This is a genomic window from Rhodococcus sp. NJ-530 (assembly GCF_003860625.1).
In the GTDB taxonomy this organism is placed as follows: Bacteria; Actinomycetota; Actinomycetes; order Mycobacteriales; family Mycobacteriaceae; genus Rhodococcus_F; species Rhodococcus_F qingshengii.
Window position 1 is genome coordinate 5,303,907 of sequence record NZ_CP034152.1, and the last position, 19,601, is coordinate 5,323,507.

19 protein-coding genes are annotated in these 19,601 nt (G+C 62.0%); 8 read left to right on the forward strand and 11 right to left on the reverse strand.

All coding sequences use genetic code 11. From position 1 onward, the window contains the following. Positions 1 to 97: 97 nt before the first annotated feature. Positions 98 to 964, reverse strand: a complete 867-nt coding sequence (locus EHW12_RS24670) for a response regulator transcription factor (RefSeq protein ID WP_058037699.1) — start codon at positions 962 to 964, stop codon at positions 98 to 100. A 131-nt stretch (positions 965 to 1,095) separates the two neighbouring features. Between EHW12_RS24670 and EHW12_RS24675 the strand changes: the two genes are divergently transcribed. The 6 genes from EHW12_RS24675 (at position 1,096) to EHW12_RS24700 (ending at position 7,148) form a co-directional block, all read left to right on the forward strand. Further along, positions 1,096 to 2,700 (forward strand): acyl--CoA ligase family protein, encoded by a 1,605-nt coding sequence (locus EHW12_RS24675; protein ID WP_125051956.1) that lies wholly within the window; start codon positions 1,096 to 1,098, stop codon positions 2,698 to 2,700. Positions 2,701 to 2,728: 28 nt separating this feature from the next. After that, on the forward strand, positions 2,729 to 3,421 hold the full coding sequence (locus tag EHW12_RS24680) for a TetR family transcriptional regulator (RefSeq protein WP_003939674.1): 693 nt from the start codon (positions 2,729 to 2,731) through the stop codon (positions 3,419 to 3,421). A gap of 159 nt (positions 3,422 to 3,580) precedes the next feature. Then, a complete protein-coding gene (locus EHW12_RS24685; RefSeq protein ID WP_003939784.1) occupies positions 3,581 to 4,738 on the forward strand; it encodes an acyl-CoA dehydrogenase in 1,158 nt (385 codons plus the stop codon). 86 nt (positions 4,739 to 4,824) lie between these two features. After that, the gene (locus EHW12_RS24690) at positions 4,825 to 5,673 is read left to right on the forward strand and encodes a 3-hydroxybutyryl-CoA dehydrogenase (RefSeq protein ID WP_020909078.1); all 849 of its coding nucleotides are present in this window, start codon (positions 4,825 to 4,827) and stop codon (positions 5,671 to 5,673) included. 164 nt (positions 5,674 to 5,837) lie between these two features. Next, positions 5,838 to 6,731 (forward strand): oxygenase MpaB family protein, encoded by an 894-nt coding sequence (locus EHW12_RS24695; RefSeq protein ID WP_125051958.1) that lies wholly within the window; start codon positions 5,838 to 5,840, stop codon positions 6,729 to 6,731. Between the two features lie 24 nt (positions 6,732 to 6,755). After that, positions 6,756 to 7,148, forward strand: a complete 393-nt coding sequence (locus EHW12_RS24700; RefSeq protein WP_029256216.1) for a S4 domain-containing protein — start codon at positions 6,756 to 6,758, stop codon at positions 7,146 to 7,148. A 3-nt stretch (positions 7,149 to 7,151) separates the two neighbouring features. Here the strand turns inward: EHW12_RS24700 and EHW12_RS24705 are convergent, their stop codons facing one another. Then, a complete protein-coding gene (locus EHW12_RS24705) occupies positions 7,152 to 7,781 on the reverse strand; it encodes a GyrI-like domain-containing protein (protein WP_125051960.1) in 630 nt (209 codons plus the stop codon). 123 nt (positions 7,782 to 7,904) lie between these two features. Here EHW12_RS24705 and EHW12_RS24710 point away from each other — a divergent pair, with 123 nt between their 5' ends. After that, on the forward strand, positions 7,905 to 9,089 hold the full coding sequence (locus tag EHW12_RS24710; protein ID WP_003940035.1) for a metallophosphoesterase: 1,185 nt from the start codon (positions 7,905 to 7,907) through the stop codon (positions 9,087 to 9,089). A gap of 6 nt (positions 9,090 to 9,095) precedes the next feature. On the opposite strand, the gene EHW12_RS24715 is transcribed toward EHW12_RS24710, so the two are convergent. From EHW12_RS24715 to EHW12_RS24755, 9 genes are all read right to left on the reverse strand, one after another. Beyond that, positions 9,096 to 9,782, reverse strand: a complete 687-nt coding sequence (locus EHW12_RS24715) for a TetR family transcriptional regulator (protein ID WP_064687692.1) — start codon at positions 9,780 to 9,782, stop codon at positions 9,096 to 9,098. 47 nt (positions 9,783 to 9,829) lie between these two features. Continuing rightward, on the reverse strand, positions 9,830 to 10,657 hold the full coding sequence (locus EHW12_RS24720) for a potassium channel family protein (protein ID WP_030535162.1): 828 nt from the start codon (positions 10,655 to 10,657) through the stop codon (positions 9,830 to 9,832). Between the two features lie 46 nt (positions 10,658 to 10,703). Next, positions 10,704 to 11,621 (reverse strand): diacylglycerol kinase, encoded by a 918-nt coding sequence (locus tag EHW12_RS24725; protein WP_003940547.1) that lies wholly within the window; start codon positions 11,619 to 11,621, stop codon positions 10,704 to 10,706. Next, positions 11,618 to 13,198 carry an FAD-binding oxidoreductase gene (locus EHW12_RS24730; RefSeq protein WP_042452763.1) on the reverse strand — a complete coding sequence of 527 codons (1,581 nt, stop codon included), beginning with the start codon at positions 13,196 to 13,198 and terminating at the stop codon, positions 11,618 to 11,620. Before EHW12_RS24730 ends, EHW12_RS24725 begins: the two co-directional genes overlap by 4 nt. Positions 13,199 to 13,290: 92 nt before the next feature. Continuing rightward, a complete protein-coding gene (locus tag EHW12_RS24735; protein WP_003940638.1) occupies positions 13,291 to 13,830 on the reverse strand; it encodes a DinB family protein in 540 nt (179 codons plus the stop codon). Between the two features lie 154 nt (positions 13,831 to 13,984). Next, positions 13,985 to 15,913 (reverse strand): molecular chaperone HtpG, encoded by a 1,929-nt coding sequence (gene htpG / locus EHW12_RS24740; protein WP_003940518.1) that lies wholly within the window; start codon positions 15,911 to 15,913, stop codon positions 13,985 to 13,987. 130 nt (positions 15,914 to 16,043) lie between these two features. After that, on the reverse strand, positions 16,044 to 17,177 hold the full coding sequence (locus tag EHW12_RS24745) for an acyl-CoA dehydrogenase family protein (protein ID WP_125051963.1): 1,134 nt from the start codon (positions 17,175 to 17,177) through the stop codon (positions 16,044 to 16,046). A 9-nt stretch (positions 17,178 to 17,186) separates the two neighbouring features. Next, positions 17,187 to 18,359 carry an acyl-CoA dehydrogenase family protein gene (locus EHW12_RS24750; protein WP_125051965.1) on the reverse strand — a complete coding sequence of 391 codons (1,173 nt, stop codon included), beginning with the start codon at positions 18,357 to 18,359 and terminating at the stop codon, positions 17,187 to 17,189. A 28-nt stretch (positions 18,360 to 18,387) separates the two neighbouring features. Then, positions 18,388 to 18,849, reverse strand: coding sequence for a MaoC family dehydratase (locus EHW12_RS24755; protein ID WP_042453553.1), 462 nt, complete (start codon positions 18,847 to 18,849; stop codon positions 18,388 to 18,390). Between the two features lie 94 nt (positions 18,850 to 18,943). Here EHW12_RS24755 and EHW12_RS24760 point away from each other — a divergent pair, with 94 nt between their 5' ends. After that, positions 18,944 to 19,597: a TetR/AcrR family transcriptional regulator C-terminal domain-containing protein gene (locus EHW12_RS24760; protein WP_003939740.1), complete on the forward strand. Its 654-nt coding sequence runs from the start codon at positions 18,944 to 18,946 to the stop codon at positions 19,595 to 19,597. Positions 19,598 to 19,601: the final 4 nt, after the last annotated feature.

Consider the following 19,601-nt stretch of genomic DNA (forward strand, 5'->3'; position numbering starts at 1 on the left):
TGTCGAACTCTGCCGATAGTGAGGTCCGTCATATCAACCGGAGCGGCGACGCAGTTCCGAAATTCCGCTTGGCGGGACCGATCAGAGAATCAAGCCCTCACAGAATCAAACCCTGCCGCCGCGCTTCCACGACCGCTTCGTGACGACTGCGGACGTCGAGTTTTCCCATCAGATTCCTCATGTACGTCTTGATCGTTTCGACGCTCAGGGACAACCTCTCGGCGATCTCGGCATTGCGCAGTCCGAGAGCGACGTACCCCATCACCTCCCGCTCGCGTGGCGACAGGACAACGGTGTTCGCGACTGGAGTGTTCGCGGAAGGTTTCGGCGACGCCAACGACCGCAACTTTGCCTCGACCGCGAGGACCTGCGCGCTGAGAGCCATGTCCTCGAGGTTCGCCGCGATCTCGCCGAGCGCCAGGACGCTCTCGGTCAACCCTTCGGATATCTGGGCATCGCGGTTCGAACCATGTTCCACCGCAGCGGTATCGAGCATCGCCACCCGACGATCCACTTCGTCGCGAATCTCGAATTCGCGGGCCAACGCGTACGACGATCGCATCATCGTCTCTGCGATCACGTCGCCGATCGGCAGGTTGGCACGCAGTCCTCCGTAGATCGCTCCGCGAGTAACCCCGCGTACGACGATGGGGACTGCCATCAAGGATTCGATCGCTTCGGTGCCCACTTCGTAGTCGTAGTCGTGAGTGATGTGCGACGAGTTCGCGTAGTCCTGGACCGCGCCCGGTCGTTGTTCTGCGATCGCCCGACCGCCGAGTCCGCATTCGGCGTCGATCCGCAGGTTTCGCAGGATGTTGCTGCGCGTGCCGACGTGACCGGTGATGGTCAGCGACCGGTCGCTGACGCAGCCGCCGAACAGAACCGGCAACTCGGTTTTGGGGTGCAGCCGACGCAGTTCGGCGCGCAACGCGTCGTCGTCGCTCGGTCTCAGTACCCTGTTCACTCTCACCTCCACGTACCCAATTCAGAGGGTAGCGGCACCTTTGGCTGGGCAATAGCGTGCATCCAGGCCATTTGTAGTGCCGATCACACTTATCGTGACACCAACCGTGCCACGTCGCCTTCGGAGGAACCGTGTCTGTCCTGACAGCTGTTGCAGCCAACAACACCCCGCTCAGTCCGCTGCGTTTTCTCGAGCGCAGCGCCGCGGTGTTCCCCGAGCGCACCGCCGTCGTTCACGGCGACCGGACCTACTCGTACCGAGAGTTCGGTGACGAGGTCGCGGCTCTGGCCCGCGTCCTGCGTGAACGCATTCAGCCCGGTGACCGCGTCGCATACCTGGCGCCGAACGTACCCGAGATGCTGTTCGCGCATTTTGCCGTTCCCCTCGCCGGCGGGGTCCTGATCGCCCTGAACTCACGCCTCGCCGGTCCCGAACTCGAATACATTCTCGATCACTCGGGAACCACGATCCTGTTCGTGGACTCCGAATTCGTCGGTTCGGTCACCTCGTCCAAGGCAAACGTGGGGAGCCTGCGTGAGATCGTCGAGATCCCGGACTCCACCGTCCCCTATCCGGACGTTCCCACCGGAATCGTCACCGGGCAGTACGCCGATCTGATTGCCGAAGGCGAAGCTCTCTCCGATCAGCCACTGCACTGGGGCGTCGACGACGAGCAGCAGTGCATCGCCATCAACTACACCTCGGGCACCACCGGAAAACCCAAGGGCGTCATGTACTCCCACCGCGGGGCGTACCTGAACTCGCTCGGCGAGACATTCCACAACGGCTTCGACGGAGCGACGAAGTATCTGTGGACACTGCCGATGTTCCACTGCAACGGGTGGTGCACGCCGTGGGCCGTCACTCAGGCCGCGGGCACACACATCTGCCTGCGCGCGGTCCGCGCCGATGCGATCTGGGACGCCATCGACAATCTGGGCGTGACACATCTGTGCGGCGCTCCTACCGTCTGCTCCACCATCGCCGACGCAGACCAGGCCCACAAGGTCGACGCCTTGCGCATCACCACCGCCGGCGCTCCCCCGTCACCGACGATCATCGGAAAACTCGAAGACATCGGTGTCACCGTCGTTCACGTCTACGGCCTCACCGAGGTATACGGCCCCTACACGATCTGCGAATACCAGGAAGCCTGGGACGACAAGCCGCAGTCCGAGCGCGCCGCACTTCTCTCTCGTCAGGGAGTCGGCATGGTGCAGGCCGAAAATGCTCGCGTTGTCGATGCCGAGATGAACGACGTCCCCGCCGACGGCCAGACCATGGGTGAGATCGTGCTCCGCGGCAACAACGTGATGCTCGGGTACTACCGCGACGAGGCCGCGACAGCCGAAGCATTTGCCGGTGGTTGGTTCCATTCCGGCGACCTCGGCGTCATGCATCCCGACGGATACATCCAGCTCAAGGACCGCGCGAAGGACATCATCATCTCAGGCGGCGAGAACATCTCCACCGTCGAGGTCGAGCAGGCGATCATGAGTCACCCCGCGGTGATCGACGTGGCAGTCGTCGGCGTTCCGGACGAGAAGTGGGGCGAGCGCCCGAAGGCATTCGTGGTGCTGGGCAAGGGATTACAGGCATCCGCCGAAGACATCGTCGAGCACACCCGCACTTTGCTGGCCGGGTACAAGGTTCCCCGCGACATCGTCTTCCCGCTCGACCTTCCTCGCACCCCCACCGGCAAGGTTCTCAAGTTCCAGCTACGCGCCGACAACTGACGCCGACGAAACCTGGATACTTGCATCCATGACCGAGCGCTCCGATGTACCCGGAACTGACCCCGCACAGTTTCGGGTACACGTCGCGTCTCAAGCGATCCGGTTGTTCTCGGAGAACGGGTACGAAGCCACCACCGTCGAGCAGATCGCCGCTGCCGCCGGCGTGTCGCGTCGGACGTTCTTCCGGCAGTTCCGCTCCAAGGAAGACGTGATCTTCGCCGATCACGAGTCCCTCCTCGAACACGTCGCAGAGTTCCTCGCGTCCGATTCCGCCGACCCCTGGGCGTCCGTGTGCGAGGCCGCGGGACTGGTCTTCGATTTCTTCCGCAGGAACCGAGACCTGTCGATGCGGCGATACCGCGTCGTACAGCATGTTCCGGCTCTTCGCGACCGCGAACTCGTCACCGGATTCCGCTACGAGCGCCTCTTCGTCGACTACCTGCGCAGCGCTGTGCCCCGCGAACCTGTCCTCGAGGTTGTCGGTTTTGCCGCAGCTGTCACCGCGTGCCACAACTACCTCTTGCGAAGCATGATCAAAGGCGACGAGGACGCCACAGCTGACGCACTAAGTCAGGCATTGCTCGACGTTCGGCGGACGTACGGCGTGGCACCCGGGTCCAAGACCAGCACGCCAGAATCGAAGTCCGTGCTGGTAGTAGCCTTTCCCCCGGGCACGTCCGCTGATGAGATCAGCAGAAAAATCCACGAACAACTCGGCTGACACTGCTCGTGCACCGAAACTTCACACACCCATCCCTTGACCTGGCACTCAGTGCCGTGTTTGACTGGGGTCATGGGCACCGGTCTGTCCGCGAATCTCGCTGGTAACGCCGGAGCCGCACCGACCGCCTTCAAGCCACCTTCACCAAGGAGCGTTCCCATGGCAGGAAACCCGGATTTCAATCTCTTCGCACTGAACGAAGAGCACGACGAACTGCGGGCTGCTATCCGCGGACTCTCCGAGAAGGAAATCGCGCCGTACGCCAAGGACGTCGACGAGAACGCACGTTTCCCCGAGGAAGCGCTCACCGCTCTCAACGCGTCGGGCTTCAACGCCATCCACGTTCCCGAGGCTTACGACGGCCAGGGCGCCGATTCCGTCGCCACCTGCATCGTCATCGAGGAAGTCGCCCGCGTCTGTGGCTCCTCCTCGCTGATCCCCGCTGTGAACAAGCTCGGCACCATGGGCCTGATCCTCAAGGGTTCCGAAGAGCTCAAGTCCAAGGTGCTCCCAGACCTCGTCAACGGCGGAATGGCGTCGTACGCACTGTCCGAGCGTGAAGCCGGATCCGACGCCGCTTCGATGCGTACCCGCGCAAAGGCTGACGGCGACGACTGGATCCTCAACGGCTCCAAGTGCTGGATCACCAACGGCGGCAAGTCCACCTGGTACACCGTCATGGCTGTCACCGATCCCGACAAGGGCGCAAACGGCATCTCCTCCTTCATGGTCCACAAGGACGACGAGGGCTTTGTCGTCGGACCGAAGGAAAAGAAGCTCGGCATCAAGGGCTCCCCCACCGCCGAGCTGTACTTCGAGAACTGCCGCATCCCCGGCGACCGCATCATCGGCGAACCGGGCACCGGCTTCAAGACGGCACTCGAGACCCTCGACCACACGCGTCCCACCATCGGTGCTCAGGCTGTCGGCCTGGCCCAGGGCGCACTCGACGCGGCTCTGGCATACACCAAGGATCGCAAGCAGTTCGGCAAGTCCATCAGCGACTTCCAGGCTGTTCAGTTCATGCTCGCGGACATGGCGATGAAGGTCGAAGCCGCACGTCTGATGGTTTACACCTCCGCAGCACGCGCCGAGCGCGGCGAGAAGAACCTCGGCTTCATCTCCGCTGCGGCGAAGTGCTTCGCTTCGGACGTTGCCATGGAGGTCACCACCGACGCCGTGCAGCTGTTCGGTGGCGCCGGCTACACCACCGACTTCCCGGTCGAGCGCATGATGCGCGACGCCAAGATCACGCAGATCTACGAAGGCACCAACCAGATTCAGCGCGTCGTGATGTCGCGTGCGCTGTTGAAGTAAGGCACTTCGCGCCCCTGTGCGCCTTTCTGGTAGTTCTGACTACCGGAACGGCGCACAGGGGCTTGCCCCTAATTTTGAGGAGAATTGTGGAACTCGTAGGCGTAATCGGCGGCGGCACCATGGGTGCCGGCATTGCCGAAGTTTGTGCAAAAGCCGGTAGCTCGGTACTGGTGCTCGAAACCAAAGAAGAATTTGCCGCCGCTGCTCGCGAACGGATCGCCAAGTCGATCAACCGCGGCGTCGCCAAGGGCAAGATCACCCAGGAAGACGCCGACGCCGCGATCGCACGCGTCCGCGTCACCTTGGACATGGAAGAGTTCGCCGATCGCGATCTGGTGATCGAAGCTGCTCCCGAGATCGAAGCTCTCAAGTACGAGATCTTCGGCAAGCTCGACAAGATCGTCAAGCCTGCAGGCATTCTGGCGACCAACACGTCGTCGATCCCCGTCATCAAGATCGCCAAGGCCACCTCGCGCCCCGGCCAGGTTGTCGGCGTTCACTTCTTCAACCCCGTGCCGGTCATGCCGCTCGTGGAGATCGTGGTCAGCCTGACGACGTCCGAAGAGACCGTTCTCGCCGTCACCGACTACGCCAAGAACACCTTGCGCAAGAAGACGGTTCGCGCGGGCGACCGTTCGGGCTTCATCGTCAACGCTCTGCTCATCCCGTACCTGTGCCAGGCTGTCCGGATGCTCGAATCCGGCTACGCCACAGCAGAAGACATCGACGAGGCCATGAAGGGCGGCTGCGGCTACCCGATGGGCCCGCTGACGCTGCTCGACACCGTCGGTCTCGACATCGCTCTCGCAGCAGCAGAGTCGCTGTACGCGGAATTCGCAGAACCGCACTACGCTCCGCCGGCACTGCTTCGCCGCATGGTCGACGCCGGTCGCCTCGGCAAGAAGACCGGTCGCGGCTTCTACGAATACGCCTGAGTCCGACCGCTTCACTCTTCCGGCCCCTCACCTGTTGCAGGTGAGGGGCCGGAGTTGTTTTCGGGCAGATCTTGCCGAATCCATTGACAAATTCGCGCGGCGCAGCAAAAGTCATCATGTGACAACAACCGTTGTCACATGAGCGCAGGCGGAGGGTCAACCAGATGAGCAGCGATCCGGACACCGGCACTCGTCGACCCAAGCCCCAGTCGCGACCAGAGCCCCGGGAACTACGAGCAGATCCGATCGGCCCCGGTTCCCTGACGTGGACACACTTCGGCGACGTTCGCGGTCTGCTGTATCTCGGACGCGCAGGCACGCTGCAGAACATGCATCCCGCGGTAAGTGGAGCGCTGCAGGACCATTCGAATTTTTTCGACAACCCGCTCGACCGCCTGTTCCGCTCACTGCCGCCCATCTACGGCGTCGTGTACGACCGGACCGAAGAGGGCACAGGCACGCTCGTTCGCAACTTCCACACCGATCTCAAAGGAATCGACGAAACCGGCGGGCGCTACCACGCCCTCGCTCCTGACACTTTCTGGTGGACACACGTCACGTTCTTCGAGGTGATACTCGATTTCAACGAGCGATTCGCGTACAAGAAGTTCACGGCGGAGCAGAAGGACCAACTTGTCCGTGAGGCCGTAACTTGGTGGCGCTGTTACGGACTCACCGATCGACCGGCTTTCGACGACTACGTCAGCTTCCGCACGTATTGGGAAGACATGCTCGACAACCACCTGATCAACACCCACACCACAAAATGGTCGACGCGCATCGCCGAGCACGACATCGCACCGGCTCCGAAGGTTCCGACGTGGCTGTGGCGTCTTAGCTCTCGCCCCACGATGGCCGTGGCGAACTGGATCGGCAAGGCACTGATGCCGGAGAAGGCACGCAAGACCCTTGAATGGGAATGGACGCCGCGCGACGAACGGATGTACTTCTGGTTCGCCCGCTTCCTGACATTGACAGATCGGTTCTGGCATCTGCTGCCGCTACGACTGCGGTATGCGCCGCGCGCCTACTCGGGCATCCGCGCGCAGGGTCTGTGAGCACTCGTCGGTAGGCTGGAGTGCGTGCCAGCCCAACTCCCCTCCGACGCGATCAGTGTCCGCGTGGACAGCTGGACGTGGGCGGTTCGGCTGTTCAAGACACGCTCGCAGGCGGCGACGGCCTGCCGATCGGGACACGTTCGGGTCAATGGAACGTCGGCAAAGGCGGCTCAGCAGGTGAAAGCCGGCGACGAGGTGCGGGTGCGTGTATCCGGCATCGAACGCATTGTCGTCGTGGTCAAGCCGATCACGAAACGAGTCAGCGCGGTGCTGGCCGCCGATTGCCTGCAGGACAATTCGCCGCCCCCACCACCGCCCGAACTGATCGCGTCCATTCCGCGACGTGATCGTGGCGCCGGCAGACCGACCAAACGCGAGCGACGCGACCTCGAGAAGTTGCGCGGCCTCGAGCCCTGATTGCTACCTCGAAACAGGCTGACGCAGAACCGTCTTCAGTTTCTCGGGCGGTGTACGGCGAGCGTCGCTGAGATAGATCTCGTGATGATCGCCGTTGAAGCTCAGGCCGTTCGACGGGATGAACGTGTTGTGCAGCCGGTCCAGGGTAGGAGCTTCGTCGTCGTACGAGCCGACGTGAAGAATCTGGACGGACAGACCTTCCTCCAACTCGAGAAACCTGACCTTGTCGAGAGCGGCAATCTCCTTCTTGGCCCGCACTGCCTTGGCCCGGACTGCGTCAATCGACGCAGACAGTTCCGTCTCCGTGATCCACTCCGGTTGCGAGATCATCATCGTCCAATCCCACGACGACTTGTCCCGCGTCACGAACACCTCGGGGTCATCTGCCCGCCACAACCCTTCCAGCGGGCCCACGACGAAGTCGCGATCCAGTTCCTTCTTGCTCGCGAATTTGGTCGCGTAGGACACCGAATACAGCGCTTCGAGCGCCTCGGAGTACTCGGTGGCAGTGTTGGGATCACCGTGACCGTCGACGGCGAAGTAGCCGAAGCGCGGGACGGTCACGAGGGCAAAATCGCGGCGCCCGGGGGAATAGAGATCCTTGTATGCCTTCTTGACGTCGTGCTTCTCCATGCGCCACCCACCTGATCACTGGCCGAGTTTCAACGTTCGGAAACCTATCCGAGAACACCGACATTCCGATAGCGGACCACCGTCCCCTTGTTAATAGACCAGTGGACCTTTACTCTGGACGGGGTGATTACACCCCAGGCGACCGACGTCGCTCGAGTTCCGCGCCGCAGACCGTTGCGGATCGTTGCCATATCCGCGATTGTCGCGTCGATCTTGGCTCTGTTGTTCGTGTACCCGTGGTGGAGCTTGTTCGTCCGGCCGGACTGGCCGACAGCGGTGGCAGTTTTCGGCACCGTTCTATTTGCCGCCCTCCTGATCACCCTGCCTGCCACCATGATGCTCAGCCACGGACACACTGACCGCGATCCAGTTCGCCTGGTCGGCGACGCCCTCCTCGGAATCATCTGGGTCGTGTTCGTGTGGACCCTGCTCGGTGAAGTCCTGAGGCTCGGATTGCTCGTCGGCGGCGTGGATGACCCGCTTCGATCGAGGATCGTCGCCGTTGCGGCACTGATCATCTCGGCCCTTCTGCTGATCTGGGGCTACCGGGAAGCCATGAGACTGCCACGGATCAAGCAGGTCGACGTCACCATCCCCCGCCTTGGTGCGGGGATGGACAAACTTCGGGTAGTCGCGATCACCGACACCCACTTCGGGCCGATCAATCGCGAGAAGTGGTCCGAGCGCGTCATCGCGGCAGTCAACGATCTCGACGCCGACATCGTGGCCCACGTCGGTGACATCGCCGACGGAACGGTAGAGCAGCGACTCGGCCAAGCGACCCCCCTCGCATCGGTCGAAGCCGGGCTCGCTCGCGTCTACGTGACCGGCAATCACGAGTACTTCCACGAGGCTCAGGAGTGGCTCGACTACATGACCTCGATCGGCTGGGACGCGCTGCACAACCGCCACCTCGTCGTCACCAAGGGCGGAGACAGACTGGTCATCGCCGGAGTCGACGATGCGACAGCGTTGGGATCGAAACTGGACGGGCACGGCGCGAACTTCGATATGGCCCTTGCCGGCACCGACCCCGATTTGCCGATCCTGATGCTCGCCCATCAACCGAAGCAGGTAACTCAGTCCGCTTCCGCGGGAGTGGATCTGCAGCTCGCCGGTCATACCCACGGCGGACAGATCTGGCCGTTCAACCTTCTGGTCAAACTCGATCAACCGTCGGTGCACGGGCTCACCCGTCACGGCGACCGCACGCAGTTGTACACAAGCCGCGGAACCGGGTTCTGGGGTCCACCATTCCGCGTGTTCGCACCGAGCGAGATCACCGTCCTGACGCTGCACAGCGCCTGAACGGGCTCAGCTCGTTCGGGTTGCCGCTCGCGCCGACAGCCCGACGAGCTGATTGATCAGACCTTCACGTAGGCCGGTTGCGAACATGTCGGCAGCAGGGGGCGCCTGCATCTCGTTCAGTACGACGACCATGGATTCGGCAGGCTCGGCAGTCGGCCACAAGCCTGCAACAATCACCAGGGTTATCTTGGCGAATTGAGCCGCGTCGCCCTCCGACAGGTGAGGCAATTGCGAATGAATCAGCGACGCAAACCTTCCCGAGTTGACCGTTGCCCGCTTCTTGAAGTCACGGGCGAAGTCGACGGAGATGTTTCTTTCGAGGACACCTGCCATGACGCTCATCAACTCACACAGTAAACGCTGTGCGACAAGCGATTCCGCAACCGTCGATGCCACATGGATTTCAGTGGCGAACGGTGACTCGTCACCGGCCGGAGTCAACGACTCGGACAACCCGTCCAACCAAGCTACCCAGTTCTCGTCGAGCACTTCGAGAAAGATGGCTTCGCGACTGTCGAAGTAGCGAAGCACGTTGGACTTCGCCAGTCCGACGCTCTCACTGAGCTCACGCAGGCTGATGTCGGCGACGGGCCTGGACCCGAGCATCGCGCGGGCCGCATCGAGAATCGCGCACCGACGCGCTTCGATCTGCTCAGGCCTGCGCGCGCGCTGAAATCCGTGGGTCGCCACCATCACGCAAGATTATCAGACCATCGTTCTATTGTTCGCTGCGATGCATGTCAGTTGTCCGAAGACGCGTGCTGCGCCACGACTCCCCTCGACGCCAATTCACGACGCAGCGAATCGGTATCGACAGACGCGAGATCAACCCGGTGAGTGCGGGCAGCCAAGGCTCGGACTTCCTCGGACAGGTCCGCCACCTGCTTACGCGTCGCGGCCTGGGATGCCTCGTCCTGTTCCGCCACGCGCTCGACCAACCAGGAAGCGAGTGTGGCAGTCACGATGCCCAGCAACGCAATTCCGCCGATCATCAATGCTCCGGCGATCATGCGCCCGGTCGTGGTAACGGGCGCCATGTCTCCGTAACCGACGGTCGTGACCGTCTCCATCGCCCACCACAATGCCGTTCCGTACGACGTGATGGCAGCGCCCTGCGCGTGACGCTCGGCATCGAGCATGGCCAGCGCCGCGACACCGATCAGCAAGGCCGTGGCACCAGTGGCGTAAATAACCACCCGTCCACGCAAGCTTTGCCCGCTCGAGCGGTGAACTATCGCAAGCAGTGTGACCAACCGAAGTAGGCGCAGCGGACGCAGCATGGGCAACACCACCATCGCCAAGTCCAAGAGATGCCTGACGAACCAGCGACCGCGGGCAGGTGCCAACCACAGGCGAACTGCGTAGTCGACGGCAAAAACGACCCACGCAGCCCACATCGTCCATTCGGTCAGACGATGTGGAAGGCCCGTCGGTTGCGCCAGCACTTGGTACGCGTACGCCACCAAGAACAGGCAGGCCGCAGCGGTCAACGGGATGTCGATGGCTAGCTGCCATTTCTCCAACGTCCACGCAGCGCGGCGGTGCGCCGACTTCGTCGATTCGTTCATCCGAGAAGTCTGACACCACCGCTACCTAGTGCCCGGCAGAACCGACTCAGATCCGAGTGTGCGTCAAGATGTTGAGCGCCATGGGAACTGCCTCGATCGTGATGGGCAACGGCCCCACCCGATCGCCGTCCGCGTAGGCGATGATGCCCTCGGAGACCAACCGCACCTTCTTCGACCGATACGTCTGCACCGCATCCAAGGAGACGTGAGTTCCCTTGTACACCCGCGGAAACAGGCGCACCAGACGCAACCTCGAACCGTGCCCGACGACGGTCAGATCCAGCAACCCATCAGACTTCGACGCGCCCGGAGTGATGAGCATGCCGCCACCGTACGAGCGGCCGTTGCCGACAGCCACGAGCGTCGCGTCCACCGTGATGACCTCGTCGTCGAGTTCGATCCGGTACGGCAGCGGCTTCATCTTCGCCAACTCGGCGAGCATCGCCAAGTTGTAGCGCATCGGTCCCTTGGGCCACGACATCCGATTGGCCCGTTCACTGACCAGCGAATCGAATCCGCTCGCGATGATCGTTCCCGACCAGACGACGGAACCGTCGGCCAGCGTGATCTTCGCCAGGTCGGACTGCTGCACGACGCCGTCGGCGATCACATCGGCGGCTGCCTCGGGATCGCCTGTGGGAATGCCGAACTCACGGGCGTGATCGTTACCGGTGCCCGCCGGGATGAGCCCGATAGGAGTATCGGTCAACGCGGCAGCCTGCAATCCGATGCTGATGGCACCGTCACCGCCGACCACCACCAGCGCGTCGGTACCCTCCTCGATCGCACGACGGGCCAATTTCTTGGCGTCGTCGGCGTCGGTTCCGATGATCTCGGTGACGGCAACTCCCCGAGCGCGCAGTCGCGCAACACCTTTGCGTCCTGCCGCAGGCGCGTGACCATGTCCCGCCATCGGATTGATCAGGACGGTAACCTTCTCGATCTGACTGCGGGTTTCGGTCACGGAATCAGCTTTCCAGGATTGAGGATGCCGGCAGGGTCCACTGCATTCTTCACTGCGCGAAGGATGTTCGCGCCCAGTTCACCGATCTCGTCCTTCATCCATGGGCGGTGATCGGCGCCGACAGCGTGGTGATGGGTGATCGTGCCACCGGCGGCGATGATCGCATCGCCAGCGGCAGTTTTCGCCTTGTGCCACTGAGCGATCGGATCCTCGGTCTGCGCGCTGACCACGGTGAAGTACAGCGAAGCACCGGTCTTGTAGGTGTGCGAAATGTGGCACATCACGAGCGGCTGAGTCCCCTGCTCGACGAGAGCCTTGGTCAGCGCCTCGGTGACCGAGGAGCGCAGGTTCGCGAGGTTACCCCAGGTGGTTGCCGTCTCGAGGGTTTCACACAGCGCACCGACATCGAGGAGAGCGTCACGCAGATACGGTGCATCGAATCGCCCGTGTTCCCAGCTGTTTCCGGGCTCCTCGCCGAGCGATGTGCCGCCGTGAGCGGTGAGAATTGCTCGGGCCTCCGCCATCCGTTCAGCGGTGTGCGAAGCGGTGCCCTCGTAGGTAGTGATGCCGAGGCAACCACCGGTGAAGGCGTTCTCGCCGATCTTGTCGGTGGTCGCCAAATTCACGCCACTCTCGGCCTCGTCGGACAACCGCAGCACGGTCGGAGCCGATCCTTCCTGGACAAGCTCACGCAATGCAGCTGCGCCGGTGGCGAAGTCGGGGAAGCTCCACCCTTCGCGCACGGTGGTCTCGGGCAGACGGTGAACCCGCACACGCACGTGCGTGATGACGCCGAAGGTGCCCTCGGAGCCGACAAAAAGCTCACCCAGATCGGGGCCTGCAGCGGATGCCGGCGCACGCCCGGTCTCGATCACTCCACTCGGGGTGACAACGGTGAGGCCCTGAACCATGTCCTCGAAGCGCCCGTATCCAGCCGACGCCTGCCCCGAAGACCGGGTGGCGGCAAACCCGCCCAGAGTGGCGAACAGGAAGCTCTGCGGGAAGTGCCCGACCGAGAAACCGTGCTCACGCAGAAGCTCCTCGGCCCGTGGGCCGGTAGTTCCGCCGCCGAACGTCGCAATGCCCGATTCCTCGTCCAACCCGACAAGCTGATCGAACCTGCGCAGATCGAGAGAAAGAACTGCGTCGAACCCGTCACGAATGGGATCGAGCCCGCCGACGACGCTGGTGCCACCACCGAACGGGACCACTGCGATCCGGTTGGCAGAGCAGTATCGGAGAACCTGCTCGACCTCTGCGTCTGTCCCTGGAGTGACGACTGCGTCCGGTGCGTCCTGCGGCTCGACGCTACGACGGCGAAGCAGATCCGGGGTGCTCTTGCCACCGGCCCGAAGGATTCGATCGGAATCCTTGGTACTGACGTACTCGGCCCCGACCAGCCCGGACAGCGCTTCGACATGCGACTGGGCCATAGCGGACGGAGCCACCTGGACGTCTTCGATGGCGAGACGCGATCGAGTCGGTGCGGAGACACCGAGAAATCCGGTCAACAATGATGTGACTGCGTCCGACAGTTCACGCTTCTTGGCCGGATCGCCCCAGGCGTCCCACTGCATCGGCGGTTGCAAGGCAGACTTTTCGGTGCTCATAGACACTAGTGTTACATATTTGTGTGATGTGTAAACATCCCGGTGGATCAATCCATCCATCAACCCATCGTCTTGGAACCGTCGATGGCTTCGCGAAGCATGTCCGCGTGGCCCGCATGCTGGGCCGTCTCGGCGATGATGTGCAGCAATGCGCGCCGCGCTGACCAGCGAGCTCCCGCTTCGAACCACGGCGCCGACGGCAGTGGATGCGAGATGTCGAGGCTGTCCAGCGAGGCCACCAACTCGTCGGTCCTGGCCGCGATCCCCTCGTACTCGGAAACGATGCCTGCCAAGGTTTCATCCTCGACCATCGCGAATTCGTTCGCCCGTTCCTGTTGCATCTCTTCCGACCACTGGGTCGGGTCGAAGTCCCCACCAAGTCCGGCCGGCCCTTCCAGAATGAAGTCGACCCATCCCTTTTCCGCCTGACCCACATGCTTGATCAATCCGCCGAGGCACAGTTCACTCACGGTCGGCCTCGAAGCGGCCTGCTCGTCGGTGAGGTCCTTGACGGTGAAGAGAAGGAATTCACGATGCCGACGCAGGCTCTGGAGGAGATCCGCGCGCTCGCCGGTGACGGTGGTGATCGGTGCGTTCATGATGTTTTCCTTCGCTCGTGGGTTCGTGCCCTGTGAGAACTACGTTAGAAGTTATTGCGGACAGAAACGGTCCTCATTAGAAAACGATCAAGAAAAAACTCCCGGCACCCACCGATGAAGGTGAGTGCCGGGAGTTCGAGCGAGCTAGACGAGATCAGACTGTGCGGGCCAAACGATCGGCCAGCAGGCGCGTGAAGTGCGCCGGATCGCTCAGCTCGCCGCCCTCGGCAAGCAACGCCATGCCGTAGAGCAACTGAGCCGTCTCCGTCAGGTTCTCTGCATTGTCATTGGCGGCCTGCGCCTCCCGCAGACCCGAGACAAGCGGATGCTCCGGGTTGAGCTCGAGAATGCGCTTGCTGTGTGGAACAGGCTGACCCGAAGCCTTGTACATCTTCTCGAGCGTCGGAGACATGCTGAACGCGTCGCCGACAATGCAGGCAGCCGACGTGGTCAGTCGCGTCGAGAGACGCGTTTCCTTGATGTCGTCGGACAGGGTTTCGGTCAGCCACGTCAGTAGCGCGCCGAATTCCTTTTCCTTCTCTTCGCGCTCGGCCTCGGCCGCCTTCTTCTCGTCCTCGGTGTCGAGGTCGACCTCGCCCTTGGCGATCGACTGGAAGGTCTTGCCGTCGAAGTCCGAGACTGCGTCGACCCACATCTCGTCCACGGGATCGGTAAGTACCAGAACCTCGAGGCCCTTGGCCTTGAAAGCCTCCATGTGCGGCGAGCTTTCGATGAGGTGACGAGATTCGCCGGTCATGAAGTAGATCTGTTCCTGACCGTCCTTCATGCGCTCCACGTACTCGGCGAGAGTGGTCACGCCCTCTTCACTGTTGGTCGAGGCGAAGGACGAGATGTCGAGCAGCGTCTTGCGGTTGTCGGCATCGGCCATCAGGCCTTCCTTGAGCGCGCGTCCGAACTCGGTCCAGAAAGTCGAGTACTTCTCCGGCTCGTTCGCCTTCATGTCCTTGATGGTCGAGAGGACCTTCTTGGTCAGACGACGACGGATGGCAGCGATCTGCCGGTCCTGCTGCAGAATTTCACGAGAGACGTTGAGCGAGAGGTCTTGTGCGTCGACCACGCCCTTGACGAAGCGCAGGTAATCGGGCACCAACTCTTCGCAGTCGTCCATGATGAAGACGCGCTTGACATAGAGGTGGATCCCGGCCTTGCGCTCACGCATGAACAGATCGAACGGCGCCGTCGACGGAATGAACAGCAGCGCTTGGTATTCGAAAGTACCTTCGGCCTTCATCGGGATGACCTCGAGAGGCTCGTCCCAGGCGTGGCTGACGTGCTTGTAGAACTCCTTGTACTCGTCCTCGGACACCTCGTCCTTGGCGCGAGTCCACAGCGCCTTCATCGAGTTGATCGTCTCGGTCTCGATGGTGACCTCGGGCTCCTCGCCCTCGGCCGGCGTCGACGTACGAGCGACATCCATGCGGATCGGCCACGCGATGAAGTCGGAGTACTTCTTGACCAGTTCCTTGATCTTCCATTCCGACGTGTAGTCGTGCAGGCCGTTCTCGGAATCCTCGGGCATCAGGTGCAGGGTCACGGAGCTACCCTGCGGTGCCTCGTTCACATGCTCGAGCGTGTACGTGCCTTCGCCGGTCGATTCCCAGCGCGTCGCGTGATCTTCACCGGCGCGGCGGGTCAGCAGCGTGACCTTGTCCGCGACCATGAACGTGGAGTAGAAGCCGATGCCGAACTGACCGATCAGTTCTTCGGATGCCGCTGCATCCTTGGCTTCCTTGAGCTTGCGACGGACCTCGGCGGTGCCGGACTTGGCGAGCGTGCCGATCAGGTCGACGACCTCGTCACGCGACATGCCGATGCCGTTGTCGCGGATGGTCAGGGTGCGTGCTGCCTTGTCGATGTCGATCTCGATATGCAGATCGGAGACGTCGACGTTGAGGTCTTTGTCCTGGTAAGACTCGAGGCGGAGCTTGTCCAGCGCGTCCGAAGCGTTGGAGATCAACTCACGAAGGAAGCTGTCCTTGTTCGTATAGATTGAATGAACCATCAGATCCAGCAGCTGACGTGTTTCTGCTTGGAACTCGAGCTGCTCGGTATGCGCGGTCACTTCGATCCCTTTCTCTTCTCGGACTGATCACAGGAATTTTACTTGACCGCGAATACCGCGGGTCGGCCCCTGCACAGACAAGGGAGGCCACGCGACCTGCGCGTGACCTCCCGTTATCTTCACCACCGATCTACTCGGTGACGTTCACCATCGGATAGTTCGAGACGCCGGCGGCCAGCACCCTGAGGTGATCGTCCGATGCGCCCAAAGTGTGTTCGATGGCCACCAGCCGCGAGACGTAGTGCCCGACCGGATACTCGGCTGTCATACCGATACCACCGTGCATCTGAATTGCTTCCTGACCGATCTGATGCGCGGCACGACCGACAGCCAGCTTCGCTCGCGACGCGATCGTCGGATCGATCACTCCGTCGGCGATGGCCATGGTGGCGTACAGACTCATGCTGCTCGCCAGTTCGAGCGCCACGTACATGTCGGCCGCACGATGAGTCAGCGTCTGGAACTTTGCGAGCGGAACACCGAACTGCTTGCGCTGCTTCAGGTAATCCGTCGTCAGTCGCAGTGCCTCGGTCATGATTCCGATCGCCTCGGCGCACAGAGCTGCCTGCGCCCGAACCTCTGCTTCGACGATCGCCTCCGTGACATCGCCGCCCTCACCAAGCTGTTCGGCCGCGGCATCGGTGAACGTGAACTGCGCACCGCGACGGCCGTCGTGAGTTGCGTATTTGCTCCATGAGACACCCGCGCTTTCCGCATCTACCAGAAAGAGCCCGGTGCCCCCGTCTGGAAGTGCGGCGCTGACGATCACGACGTGCGCGCTGTCGCCCTGCAGAACCGGGTTCTTGACGCCGGTGATCGTCCACCCCGATCCCTCCTGCGATGCATTGGTCGTGACAGTGGCGACCGGCCAGCGCGTGCCGGGTTCCGTATGCGCGAAGGCCGACAGAGTGGTCCCGTCGCTGAGCGCCGGCAGGAGCCGCGCCCGCTGATCTGCCGAACCGACAGCCGCGATCAAACCGCCGGGGATCAGAACACCACCCAGATACGGCTCGGGTGCAAGCGCGCGGCCCAGTTCGGTCATCACGACCATGGTCTCGACCGGCCCAGCGCCCATCCCGCCGTCGGCCTCCGCGAATGGCAGGCCGAGCAACCCGAGCTCGGCGAACTGCTTCCACACCGAGGCATTCCATCCCTCGTCAGTGGCCGAGGTGGCGTTACGCTTCTCCGCGTCGTAGCTGCGGTTGAGCAATTCACGCGTCGTGTCGCGAAGCATCGTCTGCTCGTCGTCGAATTCGAAATTCATGTCAGATGCTCACAATCCGAGAATCGAGGAGGCAATGATGGAGCGCTGCACCTCACTTGATCCGCTGTAGATGGAAACCTTCCGGTAGTTCAGGTAGCGCGGCGCCGCTTGCTGCGCCCACTCCGGCGAGTCGATCTCGACCGTATTCACCGGCAACGAGTCCGGACCCGCAACATCCATCAGCAATTCCGTTGCTGCCTGCTGCAATTCGGAGCCGCGGAGCTTGAGCAGCGAGGACGCCGGGTTCGGCTTGCCGTCTGCCGAACTCGCCACAACTCGCAGTTGAGTCAGATCCAGCGCAAGCAAATCGTTTTCCAGCTCAGCCAACCGAGCCGCGAACAACGGATCATCGAGGAGGGTGCCGGTTCCAACGCGAACTGCCCGCGCCTTCTCTTTTGCCGTGGCGACAAGAGTTTTGGAGAACCCGACCCGCGTGACACCCGTGCGTTCGTTGCCGAGCAGGAACTTGGCGTAGTCCCAGCCTTTGTTCTCTTCGCCGACAAGATTCTCCGCAGGGACGCGGACGTTGTCGAAGAACACCTCGTTGACCTCGACGCTGCCGTCGATCAGTTTGATGGGGCGAACCGTGATGCCGGGAGTTGCCAGATCGATGAGCAAGAACGAAATTCCGGCCTGCCGCTTCTGAGCACTGGCATCTGTACGAACCAGACAGAAGATCCACTCGGCGTGCTGCGCGAGAGTAGTCCACGTCTTCTGACCGTTGACGATGTAATCCGCGCCGTCACGAACAGCGGCCGTCTTGAGTGAAGCGAGATCCGAACCGGCTTCGGGTTCCGAAAAACCCTGGCACCACCAGATATCGGCGTTAGCCGTCGCCGGGAGAAACTGCTCCTTCTGCTCCTGCGAACCGAAGGCAGCGATAACGGGCCCAACCATGCTCACGTTGAACGGCAACGGGTTGGGTACCGACGCCAACTGCATTTCCTCGGAATAGATGTGGCGCTGAACCGGAGTCCAGTCCTTGCCACCCCATTCGACCGGCCAGTGTGGAACCGCCAACCCGTGTGCGTTCAGAATCTGTTGACCCGCAACGATGTCCTCACGAGTCAGCTTTCCGAATCCGGCTGCACGTGCTCGAAGTTCGGGCGAGAATTCGGTGGTGAAGAACTTTCGCATCTCCTCGCGGAACGCAACTTCCTCAGTGGTCAGTTCGAGATTCATGTGGAGTCTGCTTTCTTCTTGCAGGATTTCAGAACAAGATTCGCGCGACGGTCTGCGCAACGACGGCAGGTTTGCCCACGCCTTCGATCTCGACGGTGTTGGTGATCTGACTCTGTAGTGAACCGTTCGGCAATTCTTCGATTGCGGAGAGCACTGCGGTATTTCGAACCTTGGCCCCGACTGGCACCGGACTCGGGAATCGAACCTTGTCGGACCCGTAGTTGATGACCATTTTCGCGCCGTCGATGCGATACACGGACTTCGACAGAAGCGGCAGGAGTGAGAGCGTCAGATACCCGTGCGCAATTGGTCCACCGAAAGGTGATTCGCGCCTGGCTCTTTCGTCGTCGACATGAATCCACTGATGGTCACCGGTCGCGTCGGCAAATTGATGGACCATCTCGCGGGTGACCTCGACCCACTCGCTCGAGCCCAGCGTTTCACCGACCGCCCCCAGGAGATCGGACTTGTTCTCGAACACCCGTGTCATCTGATCCTCCACGTTCCCGAACACTGTTAGGTTAATTGGATAATAAACTCACAGTGTAAGGTTGTCCAGTACTCAGACGAAAGGTTTCTGTGCGATGGCGCGACCGCGGGTTCCACTACTGAGCAAGCCGATCATCAGGGACACCGCCCTGAAACTGGTCGACGAGAACGGTTTGACCGACTTCTCGATGCGCAAACTCGCCACCGTCCTCGGCGTGCAGGCACCGTCGCTGTACAGCCATTACGCCAACAAGGACGAGTTACTCGACGACGTCGCGAACGTCATCATGGAGTCGGTCGACGTCAGCGGCTTCGACTCCGACGATTGGCGCGGCGCGCTGCGTACGTGGGCGCGGTCCTACCACGCTGCCCTGGGCAAGCATCCCAACATCGTTCCCTATCTGGCCTACGGTCCGAGCGTCAGGCCCATCGCCCTCGATCGCGCGAACGCCATCCACGGCGGCCTGGTGCGCGCCGGATGGCCGCAGCGCACGGCAACGCTGATCGGCGCTTCCGTCAAGTACGTGGTCATGGGTGCTGCGACGGCAACGTTCTCCGGCGGATTCGTGGACGATCCCGCTATCTACGCCGAGCGTTACCCGCACCTCACACGAGCACACCTGTTGCGTGAGCGTGCCACCGAGATCGACGGCGCCAGCTTCGAACTCGCACTGGAATCCCTGCTGGACGGGCTGGACGCCAAATACGCACTGCTGCAGAGAACTACAGAGCAACCTCCTCGAAACTGAGGGT